The sequence below is a fragment of the Wolbachia endosymbiont (group B) of Athalia cordata genome (assembly GCF_947251845.1).
In the GTDB taxonomy this organism is placed as follows: Bacteria; Pseudomonadota; Alphaproteobacteria; order Rickettsiales; family Anaplasmataceae; genus Wolbachia.
In genome coordinates this window covers 1,128,924-1,144,068 of the sequence record NZ_OX366383.1, presented here as the reverse complement: position 1 = coordinate 1,144,068, position 15,145 = coordinate 1,128,924, and the positions used below count along the sequence as shown (strand labels likewise).

The window sequence follows — 15,145 nt, the reverse complement described above, 5'->3', positions numbered from 1 at the left end:
TATGCAAGAGATCTAATGACGCAAAGGGCTACTTGAATGACAGGAAAAGGAGCACTGGGATAGAGGCACTAATATGAAGAAAGAAGGGATAACGGTTATTGGTAAATTTAGATCGTTTTTAACTATTTGCCTTTTTTCTATGCAAGAAGTGTATTGATAAGTCCATTACAATTCAGTATTGTGAAAAATATAAGTCAAGTGTTAGTTAGGACATGGGGATTTTTTTTCAATTTTTGGGTAAGGTGCTAGGCAAGGTTTTTCCTGCCAAAATAGTAAGCTCTTTTTTAGGAGTAGGGTATTTACCGGGTTGGCAGCATTATTGGTCTGCTTTTCTAATATTATTTATTACCGACATTATATTAATGCTTACATACGGAGGTGATTTTATACTATATAAAATGCCGAATTCAGGCATAGTTGTAGCTGCTATTTTTACCAAGCTAGCAATAGTTATGTTAGTGCTGCAATTAGTTGGCATATCTATTTTTCACACTCAAGATCCTTCAGCTAGCAGTGATGAGAATATAGTAATACAAATAGCATCAGGACAGGTGCTGACTGTTGCGCTTTCGATGCCGGCAATAATGTCAATTTATTATATTGTAAGTAAATTCTATCTAAGTATATGTAAAGCAATACTTCAATGTCCATTTTGGTTTAATGATCTTATGCATTTGTTCTTTTTCTTTATAATACCTTATTTATTTTTTAATATTGTAGAAGTAATAAAACCATGGCCGATAAGTACGATACAGCTTAGTTATAACAATGCAATATCAATCACATTTGAAGGGATTTTTCATGTGTTTTATGCAGTGATTTTATTGTACTTGACTGCATTTATATTCTGCGATCTGACTATGCATGATGCGATTGTTTTAAATAAAAGCATATTTGAGTATGTAAAAGAAAGTTCAATAGCCTTGAGTGACTATTTTCATGGCACTATTAAAAAAATAAGTATAGAATAGTACTTATTTGCTTATGTATTCAGTTTAAAAGATATACAGTTTGCGTGAATCTACAGGATATAATAAAGGGATTACAAGATTTTTGGGCAGATGAAGGGTGTACTATACTTCATCCATATACGTCTGAAGTTGGAGCTGGAACACTACATCCCGCAACAATCATGTCAGCGATTGACGAAAAATCAACAAAAATTGCGTATCTACAACCAGTAATCAGACCTGCAGACGGACGCTATGGCGACAACCCTAATCGTTTATATCAGCATCATCAATACCAAGTTATAATAAAACCATCTGGCAGCAATTTGCAAGATATTTACTTAAATAGCTTAAAAGCTCTTGGTGTATCGACAAAAGAATATGATATTAAGTTTATTGAAGATGATTGGGAAAATCCAAGTGTTGGTGCATCCGGTCTTGGTTGGGAGGTTACATGCAACGGAATGGAAGTAACACAACTTACTTATATACAGCAAGTGGGAGGTATTGACTGCAGAATAATTCCTGGTGAAGTAGCATATGGGTTAGAGCGTTTAGCAATGTGCATACAGGGTGTAGATAATGTTTACGACATAATGTGGAACGGTAGCGGTGCAACTTATGGAGATATTTTTAAACAAAGAGAGCGAGAGTTTTCTTACCTGGCACTTGATTATTATGATACTAAAGTAGTACAACAGCAGTTTGAGGATACAGAAAAACTGTGTAAATTCCTTGTTGAAAAAGAATTGCCGATAGCAGCTTATGACCAATGTATTAAAACGAGCCATCTACTTAATCTACTTGATGCAAGAGGTGTGCTTGGTGTGAATGAACGTACAGCCTATATTAGTAGAGTGAGAGAGTTAACAAAAAAATGCTGTGAATTATATAGAGCAAAGTAGAATATGTTGTCACAATTATTGTTTGAATGTCTTTCAGAAGAAATTCCATCAAGAATGCAGAATTCATCTGCAGCTCAGGTTAAGAGCTATATCACTAATGCTTTTAGTAAAAATAATGTGAAATTTGCATCTATAGAAGTTTATGTGACTGCACGTCGCATTGCTCTTTTTATTGATGGTATAAGTGCTTTGGAGCTAAAAGATTCTAACAATGAGATTAAAGGACCAAGAGTTAATGCACCGAAAAGTGCTATCGAAGGTTTTTTGAGAAAAAATCGGAAAGGTGAAGAAGATTTACTCATTCGCAAAGTAAATGATGAAGATTTTTACTTCATTAAGAGAGAAAGCTGCTTATTTAACATCAACGGGTTTCTCAAAAATCAACTGGAGGAAATGCTAAAAAACTTTTCTTGGCCAAAGAGTATGAGATGGAGTGAAAGAAAAGAGAGATGGGTTAGGCCAATTAAAAATATTCTATGTATTTTAAATGACGAAATAATACCTATATCTTTTGCAGGGGTTACAGCATGCAACGTGACGTATGGTCATAGGTTTCTCTCAGGTGATGCAGCACTTACTGTTAAAACACCCAAAGACTATTTTGAATTGTTAGAAAAAAATAATGTCATTCTCCAGTTGGACAAAAGAAAGCAATTTATACTAGATCAGATTAATAAGTTTACAAAAGAGGAGAACTTACAACTTGAAAAAAATGATTATTTACTTAATGAATTGGCAGGGCTTATAGAGTGGCCAATAGTATTATTTGGTAAAGTAAAATCATCAGAGTTACCGAAGGAAGTAATACTTAGTATAATTAATACGCAGCAAAAGTATCTTGCTTTAAGTAATGGACAGAAAATATCACATTTTGTTACTGTTGTAAATGTTAACAACAATGAAGTTGTCAAAGGTCATGAAAGAATATTAGAAGCACGTCTTGCTGATGCCCAGTTTTTGATATCTCAAGACAAGAAGGAAAACCTAGATTACTATGTCAAAAAATTGAGCTCTATTTCATTTCATGCTTCGCTCGGTAGCGTAGAAGAAAAAGTGAAGCGTATTATCGCTCTTTCAAAGTATATAGCGATATTTATTCCACATGCTTCATTAATTAAAGTTGAACGTGCTGCATATTTAGCAAAGGCAGATCTTGCAACGTTGATAGTGAAAGAATTTCCGGGATTGCAAGGAGTAATGAGTGGATACTACGCTTCTTATTTTCAAGAGGATAAAGAAGTAGTGGAAGCTATAACTGAGCACTATAAGCCAATTGGATCGGACCAAGAATGCCCTAAATCTCCTACTGCGATTGCTGTAGCTATTGCAGACAAAATGGATAGTTTGGTTGGCTTAATTGCAGCAGGTGAGAAAATCTCTGGTTCGTATGATCAGTTTGGTTTGCGGAGAATGACAATTGGTATAATTAGAACAATACTTGAAAATAATTTGCATATTCCAATTAGATTGCTGATAGATAAGTCAGTATCTTTATGTTCAAGGCTTCTATTGAATAAAAATATAACTCCAGTTGATAAGCCAAGTGAAAAACAAATTTCAGAACTAGTATTTAAATTCTGCTTAGAAAGGTTCAAGGTTATTTTAAAAAATAGAAATATAAGGCAAGATGTTGTAGATTCAATACTATATAAAGTCGATATTAATGATCTGCTGAAAGCGGAAAAGCAAACTGTGATATTGGATCGTTATCTTAGTACAAAAGAAGGTGAACAGGTTCTAAGCACTTATAAAAGAGCCAGTAACATGATGAGCAAAGTGAGAAAAAGTGATGGCACTACTTATAATGCATCTTACAGTAAGAAGTTTTTGATTGAAGATGAGGAGATTGCGCTATCAAATTGTGCTATAGCTGCTTGTAAAAACATCAAACAAGCGATAGAAAATAACGACTTTAATACAGCGCTTGATGAACTTGCTCGTTTTGCTCCATTTATCAATCAATTTATGGACAGTGTAAAGATTAACTGTGATTCTAATGAGCTTAGAATAAACAGGTTATCTTTGCTTGCAAATGTTGTTTCTACCTTTCATTTAGTAGCAGAGTTTAACCTTATACAGGTTAAACAATTGATAAATGCTCAGGCAATATAAGGAACAAATCAAATCATCTCCACAATCCTGTGGCGTTTATAAGATGATTGGAGATAAGAGTAAGGTTTTATACATTGGTAAAGCAAAAAACTTGAAGTCGAGATTATCCGACTACCTTCAATTCGAAAACCTTTCTGAACGAATCAGAGTAATGATCTCACAGGTTATTAAGGTTGAAATATTCATCACTGAGAATGAAATCGAAGCATTGCTTCTTGAAGCACAGTTAATAAAATCGTTAAAACCATCTTATAATATTTTACTTAGGGATGGAAAATCTTATCCTTATATAACAATTTCTAAGCATGATTATCCAAGAATAGCGAAATATAGAGGTAAGTTTAAGAAGAATGAGTTTCATTACTACGGCCCTTTTCCATCTGCCGCTGCTGTTAAGAACACTATATTATCATTGCAAAAAGCTTTTCTCTTAAGAGTATGTTCAGATCAATATTTCTCTTCAACAAAAAGACCATGTCTTGAGTATCAAGTTAAGCGCTGTTCAGCACCATGCGTAGATAAAATTACAAAAGATGATTACTGCAAATCAGTAAAACAAGCACAAGATACTCTGCTAGGAAGGAATAAAGAAGTGCAAAGACAGCTATTTTCTACAATGGAAAAGTGCAGTAGGGAGATGAACTACGAGCTTGCTGCTGTCTATAGAGATCGATTGAAATTTCTTCAGCAAATTCAAATGCAGCCAATGGATTTTTCTTTTGAAGAAGATGCAGATTTCTTCAGCATTGTACGTGAGGCAGACTTAGCATGCATTGGTGTACTATCTTTCAGAGATAAAGGTAACTATGGAAGCATTCCTTACTTCATTGAGAATTGTAGTGATCATCCAAATGATGAAATTTTATCCACCTTTTTGGTCAATTTGTATAATCCAGTTAGCACACTACCAGCGCAAATTTACGTTCCCGATTTTATTAAGGATAAGGAAATTATAGAACAAGCACTTTATGCTCTTACTCAAAAATCAATAAAAGTTTTGTATGCGAAAAATAGTAAAGAGCGTGATTTGTTGAATTTTATTTACAATAATTCTAAGCATAGCCTAGAGCAGAAGCTTACTGATTATAGAAATAACCTAGAAAAGCTCGAAGAGCTTAGCAAAATCTTTTTGTTACCAAATATTCCAAAGCGTATCGAAGTTTATGACAATAGCCATATATCTGGAAATCAACAGATTGGTGTGATGGTTGTTGCAGGGCAGGAAGGTTTTTTAAAAAGTGAATACAAAAAATTTACTATAAAAGAAGAAATTTCAGGTGATGACTATAAAATGATGAGAGAAGTGCTGACTAGACGTTTCTCTGGCAATATAAAAGACATCATTCCTGATTTTTTACTGATAGATGGTGGGCCAGGACATGTTTCCATAGTGCAGAATGTGTTGGAGATATTGAATATAAACGTTCCTTTTGCTTGTATGGCAAAAGGTCATGATCGTAACGCAGGAAATGAAAGATTTTATGTGCCGAGCAGAGAAGAATTTACTCTAGCAAGTGACAGCAAGGTCATGCTTTATTTACAATTGCTGCGTAATGAAGCTCACCGTTTTGCAATAACTTCGCACAGAAAAAAACGCGATAAACAGTTTTTTGCTTCACAATTAAGCAAAATATCTGGTGTTGGCAGTAAAAGAAAGAAGGCACTCATGTCTCATTTTGGTTCGGTAGAAAACATAAGCAAAGCTTCTCTAGCTGAAATTCAAAACGTACCTGGAATTAGTAAAGGTTTAGCAGAAATCATTCTTCAACACGTGAATTCTAAGAAAGGTACTCCTAAATAGGTACTCTAAAATTAACCTTTATTTCTTCTTAATAAGACATAAAAAGCTCCTTTGCCACCATGTTTTTTTATGGCTTGCTGATAGTATAAGATCATATTTCGAACTTTTGTATCATTCAACCACTTATTTAAGCTATTCTTTATAGTGTCTATTTTATCTGTACTATTACCATGCCCCGTAATTACCAATAAGCACCTATTCCTTGCTTGATAATTTTTGATAATAAAATCTATCAATTTACAATAAGCATCATCTATACTATAGCCATGCAAATCGAGTTTATCGCTTATAAAATATTTGCCCCTATCGATCTTTAATTTTGTATTGTAGTCAAGACAAAATGATGAATCACCATTATCAGTATTAAGAAAATTTTCTTGTAAGCCAGAGATACCTTTATCAATCATAGATTTTATATTTACTTTGTGATCAACTTTCAAAGTAACTTTTCCACATTCTATTGGCTTAACATTTTTTTGCCAATCTAACTCATCGTCTGACATAAATTCATTAATTGAACTGCATAATTTTACAACAATATATAAACACAGTAAAATATTGCTTATTCTATAAGAACCAGGCTTTCAATAATACAATGAAATCATCAAAAGCTAATGAAAACTGTTGGATATATGGAAAGCACACTTGTATTTCAGCATTAAGAAACAAAAATAGGCGGTGTATAGAACTGTTAGTAACAGAAAATTTCTACAGAGAATTTGAGAAAGAAATTAAACAATGTGCAGATAGTAAGGGCATTAAAGCTCGACTGGTAGAGAACAAAATGTTCAATGATGTTTTACCCAAAGGTGTAAATCACCAAGGAATTGCTTTAAAAGTTACTCCTATTTTTCACAGCTTAAATATTGAAGAAATAGCTGAAGGTTCAGGTGAAAACTCTACTATAGTCATTTTAGATCAAATTACTGATACACACAATATAGGTTCGATTTTAAGAACCTCAGCTTGTTTCAACATTGATGCATTGGTTTTACCGTATCACCATTCACCAAGCGAAAATGCATCTATCGCAAAAACAGCAAGTGGCGCATTAGACATTGTTCCTCTAATATACGTTACAAACATAGTAAAGACGATGGAGTCTTTAAAAAAGATAGGCTACTGGTGTTATGGGTTTGATTGCAATGCAAAGGAAAATATAGATGAAATAAAGAATTTTGGGCAAAAAAGAGTAATTGTTTTTGGTTCTGAAGAGAAAGGAATGCGGAGACTAGTTAAAGAAAATTGTGATTATCTTTTAAAAATCCCAATGTCAAACGTAATTAACAGTCTAAATGTTTCAAACGCAGCAGCAATAGGACTATATTCCATTTACATTAAAACAAAAATCACTGCAAATTAGTTGCAATAAAACAAGGATGTCATTCCAGTATGTGATACTGGAATGACAACAGTGAATGACATCTTGCGATGTCATTTACTAGCACTTACATTACCAATCCCAAGAAAGAGGTGAACTTGAATCTGTTGGAATCTCGAAGGATGGCTGTGACACTATCTCTTTTATCTCATTTCTAAGCCATTCACTACCTTCTTGCCCAGCATCCGTGATAGCTTGCTTGAAACTGCTCTCTAGTACAGCTTTAGCAGCTTCAGTGACGTGACCATTACCATTTATAGCATTTCCTATTGTAGTTAACTTAATTAACTCAGCGTTTAAGTCAGCAGGCATCTTATCAGTCTTAGTTTGTATTGCAGTAACCTTATTTCCTAAATTAGCAGCACTTGTAGCATCTTTTATAGCAGCAACATCAGCAGTAAAGGTATCTGTGATCTTATCAGTCTTAGTTTGTATTGCAGTAACCTTGTCTCCTAAATTAGCAGCATTTGTAGCAGTTTCTATAGAAGTTACTTTAGCTGTTAAGTCAGCTGGAATAGTATCAGTTTTAGCCTTTATAGCAGTGACATCAGCTCCTAAGGTATCTGTGATCTTATCAGTCTTAGCCCTTATTGCAGTAACATCAGCAGTTTTAGCTAAAGGAGCTAGTTCAGCGGTTTTAGCCAAAGGATCTAATTCAGCAGTTTTAACTAAAGGAGCTAGTTCAGCAGATTTTGCTAACTTACCTAACTCAGTTCCTAAATCGTCGGGCATCTTATCAGTCTTAGCCTTTATAGCAGCAACATCAGCAGTTTTAGCCAGTGGAACCACTAGTGTATCTATATATTCAAATCCAGGCAATGCATCTAATTCTTCTTGTAAATCGTCAGGCATCTTATCAGTCTTAGCCCTTATTGCAGTAACATCAGCAGTTTTAGCTAAAGGAGCTAGTTCAGCAGTTTTAGCTAGAGGAGCTAGTTCAGCGGTTTTAGCCAAAGGATCTAATTCAGCAGTTTTAACTAAAGGAGCTAGTTCAGCAGATTTTGCTAACTTACCTAACTCAGTTCTTAGATCGTCAAGCATCTTATCAGTTTTAGCCTTTATAGCAATGACATCAGCTCCTAAGGTATCTGTAATCTTATCAGTCTTAGTTTGTATTGCAGTAACCTTGTCTCCTAAATTAGCAGCATTTGTAGCAGTTTCTATAGCAGTTACTTTAGCTGTTAAGTCAGCTGGAATAGTATCAGTTTTAGCCTTTATAGCAATGACATCAGCTCCTAAGGTATCTGTGATCTTATCAGTCTTAGTTTGTATTGCAGTAACCTTGTCTCCTAAATTAGCAGCATTTGTAGCAGTTTCTATAGAAGTTACTTTAGCTGTTAAGTCAGCTGGAATAGTATCAGTTTTAGCCTTTATAGCAGTGACATCAGCTCCTAAGGTATCTGTGATCTTATCAGTCTTAGCCCTTATTGCAGTAACATCAGCAGTTTTAGCTAAAGGAGCTAGTTCAGCGGTTTTAGCCAAAGGATCTAATTCAGCAGTTTTAACTAAAGGAGCTAGTTCAGCAGATTTTGCTAACTTACCTAACTCAGTTCCTAAATCGTCGGGCATCTTATCAGTCTTAGCCTTTATAGCAGCAACATCAGCAGTTTTAGCCAGTGGAACCACTAGTGTATCTATATATTCAAATCCAGGCAATGCATCTAATTCTTCTTGTAAATCGTCAGGCATCTTATCAGTCTTAGCCCTTATTGCAGTAACATCAGCAGTTTTAGCTAAAGGAGCTAGTTCAGCAGTTTTAGCTAGAGGAGCTAGTTCAGCGGTTTTAGCCAAAGGATCTAATTCAGCAGTTTTAACTAAAGGAGCTAGTTCAGCAGATTTTGCTAACTTACCTAACTCAGTTCCTAGATCGTCAGGCATCTTATCAGTTTTAGCCTTTATAGCAATGACATCAGCTCCTAAGGTATCTGTAATCTTATCAGTCTTAGTTTGTATTGCAGTAACCTTGTCTCCTAAATTAGCAGCATTTGTAGCAGTTTCTATAGCAGTTACTTTAGCTGTTAAGTCAGCTGGAATAGTATCAGTTTTAGCCTTTATAGCAATGACATCAGCTCCTAAGGTATCTGTGATCTTATCAGTCTTAGTTTGTATTGCAGTAACCTTGTCTCCTAAATTAGCAGCATTTGTAGCAGTTTCTATAGCAGTTACTTTAGCTGTTAAGTCAGCTGGAATAGTATCAGTTTTAGCCTTTATAGCAATGACATCAGCTCCTAAGGTATCTGTAATCTTATCAGTCTTAGCCTTTATTCCTGATATCAGATCTGTTCCGACTTGAGTTTTTATGGTAACTAAGTCAGCGCTTAAGTCAGCTGGAATAGAATCAGTCTTAGTTTTTATTGCACCTACGTTAGTTCCAATACCTAATAATGTAGCAATTGCACCTCCAGTCATGAAGTTTGTTGCTGTAGCACTGTAATCTATTTCAGCAGCACCATTAGGTTCATACCTAAAAGTGTTGAAAACACTAGTATTACCTACACCAAAGGTATACTTATTCTGTGCAGCATATTCATAAATTATGCTTTTAATGGTAGGGGATACTACATTTGCTCCAGCACTGTCTTTAAAAGTTAAACTAGCCATATCACTTTCCGTTAATTATAAAAACCATAATGTGCATGAAAATAATATAAATTCCGTAAATACTAGATTTTGCATAAGATTTCCTTGAAGCTTTTCGCTTCAGAATTCTTCTCTTGTGATCTAAGTATGTAGCAGACGATGTCATCCTAGTAGCCCCTTTGGTGTTATTCCAGTGCTTGACACTGGAATCCATTTTTCCATCATAAGAAACGTTGATTACTTTTATACTAGCAAATTTAACTGGATGCCAGTGTCTGGGCATTGGAATAACAAAAAGAGGGCAGGGCACTCCTTGTATATTAGATATAGGCTGAGTTATGATCGTGATAAACGTGATCGCTTGCGCAGTCGAACATTTTCACAAAACCATTCTCTAGATAGAGATTATATTCATGATGTTGATCTAATAACTCAAAGTTATCTTGTGTTTCTAAGCTGAAGTGACTTGAATCTGATAGCAATTCGTAATTTGGATTATCTATTTTACTAATGCTGCTTATTACTTTGCCATTACCATTTGATATAGCCAAACTATAACTATCACCATCCTTCATTATTTTGATGGATACCTTATCTTCAGGTAACACTATAAGCTTTTTCGTGTCACTATCGTGAATTAGAAATTTGCCATCTTTAAAGTAATACTTGTCTTCCGGCAAAGCACCAATCTTATAATCCGATGTATGCAGTTTGTTCCAAAAATCTAACACAGATTGCTTATCTGCTCTTTCTGCTCTATTATACAAGGCTTGCACATCATTATAATCTATGATTACATTTGCCTTATGCTTTCCTTCTACATCTCTATCATAGCTCTTTTCTATTTTCAAGATTGTGTCTTTCAACACTACCTGCTCAGTCTTAGTTTGTATTGCAGTAACCTTGTCTCCTAAATTAGCAGCATTTGTAGCAGTTTCTATAGCAGTTACTTTAGCTGTTAAGTCAGCTGGAATAGTATCAGTTTTAGCCTTTATAGCAATGACATCAGCTCCTAAGGTATCTGTGATCTTATCAGTCTTAGTTTGTATTGCAGTAACCTTGTCTCCTAAATTAGCAGCATTTGTAGCAGTTTCTATAGCAGTTACTTTAGCTGTTAAGTCAGCTGGAATAGTATCAGTTTTAGCCTTTATAGCAATGACATCAGCTCCTAAGGTATCTGTAATCTTATCAGTCTTAGCCTTTATTCCTGATATCAGATCTGTTCCGACTTGAGTTTTTATGGTAACTAAGTCAGCGCTTAAGTCAGCTGGAATAGAATCAGTCTTAGTTTTTATTGCACCTACGTTAGTTCCAATACCTAATAATGTAGCAATTGCACCTCCAGTCATGAAGTTTGTTGCTGTAGCACTGTAATCTATTTCAGCAGCACCATTAGGTTCATACCTAAAAGTGTTGAAAACACTAGTATTACCTACACCAAAGGTATACTTATTCTGTGCAGCATATTCATAAATTATGCTTTTAATGGTAGGGGATACTACATTTGCTCCAGCACTGTCTTTAAAAGTTAAACTAGCCATATCACTTTCCGTTAATTATAAAAACCATAATGTGCATGAAAATAATATAAATTCCGTAAATACTAGATTTTGCATAAGATTTCCTTGAAGCTTTTCGCTTCAGAATTCTTCTCTTGTGATCTAAGTATGTAGCAGACGATGTCATCCTAGTAGCCCCTTTGGTGTTATTCCAGTGCTTGACACTGGAATCCATTTTTCCATCATAAGAAACGTTGATTACTTTTATACTAGCAAATTTAACTGGATGCCAGTGTCTGGGCATTGGAATAACAAAAAGAGGGCAGGGCACTCCTTGTATATTAGATATAGGCTGAGTTATGATCGTGATAAACGTGATCGCTTGCGCAGTCGAACATTTTCACAAAACCATTCTCTAGATAGAGATTATATTCATGATGTTGATCTAATAACTCAAAGTTATCTTGTGTTTCTAAGCTGAAGTGACTTGAATCTGATAGCAATTCGTAATTTGGATTATCTATTTTACTAATGCTGCTTATTACTTTGCCATTACCATTTGATATAGCCAAACTATAACTATCACCATCCTTCATTATTTTGATGGATACCTTATCTTCAGGTAACACTATAAGCTTTTTCGTGTCACTATCGTGAATTAGAAATTTGCCATCTTTAAAGTAATACTTGTCTTCCGGCAAAGCACCAATCTTATAATCCGATGTATGCAGTTTGTTCCAAAAATCTAACACAGATTGCTTATCTGCTCCTTCTGCTCTATTATACAAGGCTTTCACATCATTATAATCTATGATTACATTTGCCTTATGCTTTCCTTCTACATCTCTATCATAGCTCTTTTCTATTTTCAAGATTGTGTCTTTCAACACTACCTGCTCTTTCTCCTCCACTGAAGCTGACCTTTTTGCCCTTGTTGGAATTTGTGGTTGATCAGACTGTATTTCACTATTGTCGTTTCTCTCTTCAGCAACAACATTAGTAGTACTATGTTCTGTCTTAGTTTCACTTACTTGCCCTTTTGGACTTTCGGTTTCCCTTGTGTATATCCTTTGATAGTCAGTGTAGCCTCTATTAGTGTCACCGATATCGCCACTGCCTTGATCGAAAGTTATTTTTTTGCTTCCATTTCCCATATTCTCAATTTCAACTTGAGGAGAAACAGATGCGAGGAAATCATTATAGCTGTAGTTATAATCAGCAGAAAAGAATATTTTTCCTTTGAAGTCATGGAAATTATTAGATAACATTCCAATTTCTTCATCAGTATCACCATCAAATAGTTTTACTTTAGTGAAATATCTTTGATTGTTGATTCTCACTATTTCACCACTCGAGTTTCTTTGTATCTGATAATCATTTGGATCATGTTTAATGGTAAAAAGTTTACCAGGGGCATATTTTTCTAAGTTTATAAGGCCCACATTTATATGTTTATGAGAATAATCTCTCTTTTCATATTCATGTGCAAATACTGGGTCAATATATTTGTATTCGTCTGGTATGCTACTGTATTCTCTTCCTTCAGAATCAGATGGTGCTAATTTATATTGTCCATCTTTTTCCACCAATTTTAGGTGAGTAACATTGCCTGGCAATTGAAACCTTACGTTTTTTCCATGATCATGAATGAACAAGTTACTTTCATTTATAACTTCACCTCTTTCATTTTTCATCTCTTCAGTGATATAGAAGCCCATATTTTTGAATGCATGTAGATTTTCGCCTTCTTGCTTTACAATCGCTTCGTATACATCGTCGTCTGTCCTATCTGTTCCCTTATTATCCAGTAATGTTCCTTTTTCCACGATTACTCCTTTTGCCTTTTGCTCATCAGAATATTGAGCATGCTTTGAATCCTGATGATTTAGAATTTTGGTCCCTCTAAGAAGCAGAGAATCTAAATCTTTTTGAATGTGTCCAGTGCTAGGATGCAACAATTCATTTTCATGTAAATGTGCTTCATCAAAGTATTCATCACGTTCAACTGTTCTGCCATCTATCAGAGAAGCTTTATAATGACCATTTTCTTTTGTAATAGCCATATAAGCACCACCGTCATATTGAGTATTCAAGTTGTGCAATATGTCCTCAAAAACAAAAGTTTCTTTAGTTTGACCTTCAACTTGCTTAAAAAAGCCCGATTCGCTCGACAACTCTCCAAGCTTTGTATTCCCATCATATATAGATAGTGCACCCATATCTCCGTGACCAAGAGCTTTGATAGAGAAAACTTTACCTTCTTGTAGATTAATATGAGCACCTCTGATTAGGTTTGGATCGATATTAACCATCTCTTCTAACATCTTTTCTACGTCAATGTTCTGAGTTTCTTTTACTTGTTTCAAGCCAGCGTTTATGGTTTTATCAAGCAAATCATCTTTCAGTTGTGTATATTTGTCCTGTGTAGCATTATATAATCTCTTATCTTCATTATGATAATTAGTGCTGGCTGAATTGCATTTTTCTACAAATTTCTCATAAGAGATCTCTTCTCTTTTGTATTGCTCGTATGCATCATGACGCTGTGTTTCTTCCTGTTCACGAAGGCTTTTCAACACATCATTATATTTTATATCCTTCTGCTTATCTAAGTCTTCTTTCCCATCATAGTAAGATTTTCTAAGATCTTCACCATATTTTGATAATATCCTCAAAGCTTGCATTTTATACTCTTGACTGTTTTGATATTCATTACCTTGTTGATCAGAGTAAGTCAGCTTAACCTGTCCATCAGTAGTTTTTACTGCCTTTAAGAAATGATATTCCTTTGATATATCGAGGGTATCATTTGTTGCCCTATTAACAGCACGAGCATAATCGTAAAATGACACATGCTCTACAGCAGAGAAACTTCCAACGTTTTCTCCATCTATTTTTTCTATATTTGCTTTATAATACGATACATCTTTAATTTCTCCACCCACTATTTCTTGACCAGTTGCTATAAAATCTCCTTTTGTAACTTGCAAAGCGTTGAGATGTTCCATTGCAGTTTCTGTATCATTCTCAGCAAGCCAACTTTTGAAGTCAGCATCATGTCCTTTTATGTCTTTCAAGAAACTTTTTGATTCATCTGAGTTACCTTGACGTAAAGCATCTAGGTAGTCTCTTAATAAACTAGGATCTTTTTCCTGTAAGTACATTATCAACGCATGACCAGTTTTATACACTAAACTGTTTTCTTCACCATTGGCTGAGTATTGTAAATTTAAAATTTCACCTAGATCCAAATTTGCGGCTTCAGTTTTATCAATGCTTGACCCTTGAGCATTGAACTTGTGATCTGAATGATGTTCAAAGTAATCTGCAATTCCCTCCATTAATACTGTAGGTAGAGATTTTCCTCCTGTAGCCAAGTAAGTTAAACCATGTGCAAATTCATGCTGAAGGTTATGAACGCCACCTTGCTGATAGACATACATCTCAGCAAAAATATCAGCTTCTCCTTTGTAGTAACATTTACCACCTTCATCTCCAAGGTAAGAACCAAAACGTTCGCTTCCACCAAGGTGAGTGTAATCAGCCTTATCATCAAACACATAAATTTTGAATGTTTGTTCTGAGCTACCAGGCTCCAGCTTAAATGCATCTTTAAAATTAGTAGCTGTTTCTCTTATCTCACTTTCAATGTGAGCAACTTTACTTGTTCTTAAATCATGAGAATGAACCTCTACTTTGATATTTAAATCTTTAACTTCTATGATATGCTTGTTGTTAAAATATTCATCTTTAGATATATTTTTATTTACTTGTCGATTGATTGTCATTACTTTAACCCCTAATTTATTAGTCTTTACAATATCAAGCATAAAGCTACTTCCGCTAAGAAAGTGTAAATTCTCATATTGATATAATTTATATCTTAATAAAAAAGTATAGATAGTTAACTCAATATG

Annotated in this window: 9 protein-coding genes; 5 read left to right on the top strand and 4 right to left on the bottom strand. The window is 34.6% G+C overall.

What is annotated here, in order from left to right:
• Nucleotides 1-212: 212 nt before the first annotated feature.
• Genes OPR30_RS05260 through uvrC form a run of 4 tightly spaced genes read left to right on the top strand, consistent with a single transcriptional unit; the run spans nucleotide 213 to nucleotide 5,768 of the window.
• On the top strand, nucleotides 213-971 hold the full coding sequence (locus OPR30_RS05260; RefSeq protein WP_264376723.1) for a phosphatidylglycerophosphatase: 759 nt from the start codon (nucleotides 213-215) through the stop codon (nucleotides 969-971).
• A 44-nt stretch (nucleotides 972-1,015) separates the two neighbouring features.
• Nucleotides 1,016-1,855, top strand: a complete 840-nt coding sequence (locus tag OPR30_RS05255) for a glycine--tRNA ligase subunit alpha (RefSeq protein WP_265030571.1) — start codon at nucleotides 1,016-1,018, stop codon at nucleotides 1,853-1,855.
• Between the two features lie 3 nt (nucleotides 1,856-1,858).
• Nucleotides 1,859-3,967: a glycine--tRNA ligase subunit beta gene (gene glyS / locus OPR30_RS05250; protein ID WP_265030570.1), complete on the top strand. Its 2,109-nt coding sequence runs from the start codon at nucleotides 1,859-1,861 to the stop codon at nucleotides 3,965-3,967.
• The gene (gene uvrC / locus OPR30_RS05245; RefSeq protein ID WP_265030569.1) at nucleotides 3,951-5,768 is read left to right on the top strand and encodes an excinuclease ABC subunit UvrC; all 1,818 of its coding nucleotides are present in this window, start codon (nucleotides 3,951-3,953) and stop codon (nucleotides 5,766-5,768) included. The genes glyS and uvrC overlap by 17 nt, the downstream gene beginning before the upstream one ends.
• Before the next feature lie 11 nt (nucleotides 5,769-5,779).
• Here uvrC and OPR30_RS05240 read toward each other — a convergent pair whose 3' ends face one another.
• Nucleotides 5,780-6,271 (bottom strand): Smr/MutS family protein, encoded by a 492-nt coding sequence (locus OPR30_RS05240; protein WP_029237658.1) that lies wholly within the window; start codon nucleotides 6,269-6,271, stop codon nucleotides 5,780-5,782.
• Nucleotides 6,272-6,363: 92 nt separating this feature from the next.
• Between OPR30_RS05240 and rlmB the strand changes: the two genes are divergently transcribed.
• On the top strand, nucleotides 6,364-7,131 hold the full coding sequence (gene rlmB, locus OPR30_RS05235; protein ID WP_265030568.1) for a 23S rRNA (guanosine(2251)-2'-O)-methyltransferase RlmB: 768 nt from the start codon (nucleotides 6,364-6,366) through the stop codon (nucleotides 7,129-7,131).
• A gap of 90 nt (nucleotides 7,132-7,221) precedes the next feature.
• On the opposite strand, the gene OPR30_RS05230 is transcribed toward rlmB, so the two are convergent.
• The 3 genes from OPR30_RS05230 to OPR30_RS05220 form a co-directional block, all read right to left on the bottom strand.
• Nucleotides 7,222-9,750 carry a hypothetical protein gene (locus OPR30_RS05230; RefSeq protein ID WP_265030567.1) on the bottom strand — a complete coding sequence of 843 codons (2,529 nt, stop codon included), beginning with the start codon at nucleotides 9,748-9,750 and terminating at the stop codon, nucleotides 7,222-7,224.
• A gap of 299 nt (nucleotides 9,751-10,049) precedes the next feature.
• Nucleotides 10,050-11,270 (bottom strand): hypothetical protein, encoded by a 1,221-nt coding sequence (locus OPR30_RS05225; protein WP_265030566.1) that lies wholly within the window; start codon nucleotides 11,268-11,270, stop codon nucleotides 10,050-10,052.
• 299 nt (nucleotides 11,271-11,569) lie between these two features.
• Nucleotides 11,570-15,058 carry a peptidase M2 gene (locus tag OPR30_RS05220; protein WP_265030565.1) on the bottom strand — a complete coding sequence of 1,163 codons (3,489 nt, stop codon included), beginning with the start codon at nucleotides 15,056-15,058 and terminating at the stop codon, nucleotides 11,570-11,572.
• Nucleotides 15,059-15,145: the final 87 nt, after the last annotated feature.

What these genes read in the sequence shown, in the direction of transcription:
- OPR30_RS05260 (WP_264376723.1), top strand. Translation starts at nt 213, where the DNA reads ATGGGGATTTTTTTTCAATTTTTGGGTAAGGTGCTAGGCAAGGTTTTT.
- glyS (WP_265030570.1), top strand. Translation starts at nt 1,859, where the DNA reads ATGTTGTCACAATTATTGTTTGAATGTCTTTCAGAAGAAATTCCATCA.
- uvrC (WP_265030569.1), top strand. Translation starts at nt 3,951, where the DNA reads ATGCTCAGGCAATATAAGGAACAAATCAAATCATCTCCACAATCCTGT.
- OPR30_RS05240 (WP_029237658.1), bottom strand. Translation starts at nt 6,271, where the DNA reads ATGTCAGACGATGAGTTAGATTGGCAAAAAAATGTTAAGCCAATAGAA.
- rlmB (WP_265030568.1), top strand. Translation starts at nt 6,364, where the DNA reads ATGAAATCATCAAAAGCTAATGAAAACTGTTGGATATATGGAAAGCAC.
- OPR30_RS05230 (WP_265030567.1), bottom strand. Translation starts at nt 9,750, where the DNA reads ATGGCTAGTTTAACTTTTAAAGACAGTGCTGGAGCAAATGTAGTATCC.
- OPR30_RS05225 (WP_265030566.1), bottom strand. Translation starts at nt 11,270, where the DNA reads ATGGCTAGTTTAACTTTTAAAGACAGTGCTGGAGCAAATGTAGTATCC.
- OPR30_RS05220 (WP_265030565.1), bottom strand. Translation starts at nt 15,058, where the DNA reads ATGCTTGATATTGTAAAGACTAATAAATTAGGGGTTAAAGTAATGACA.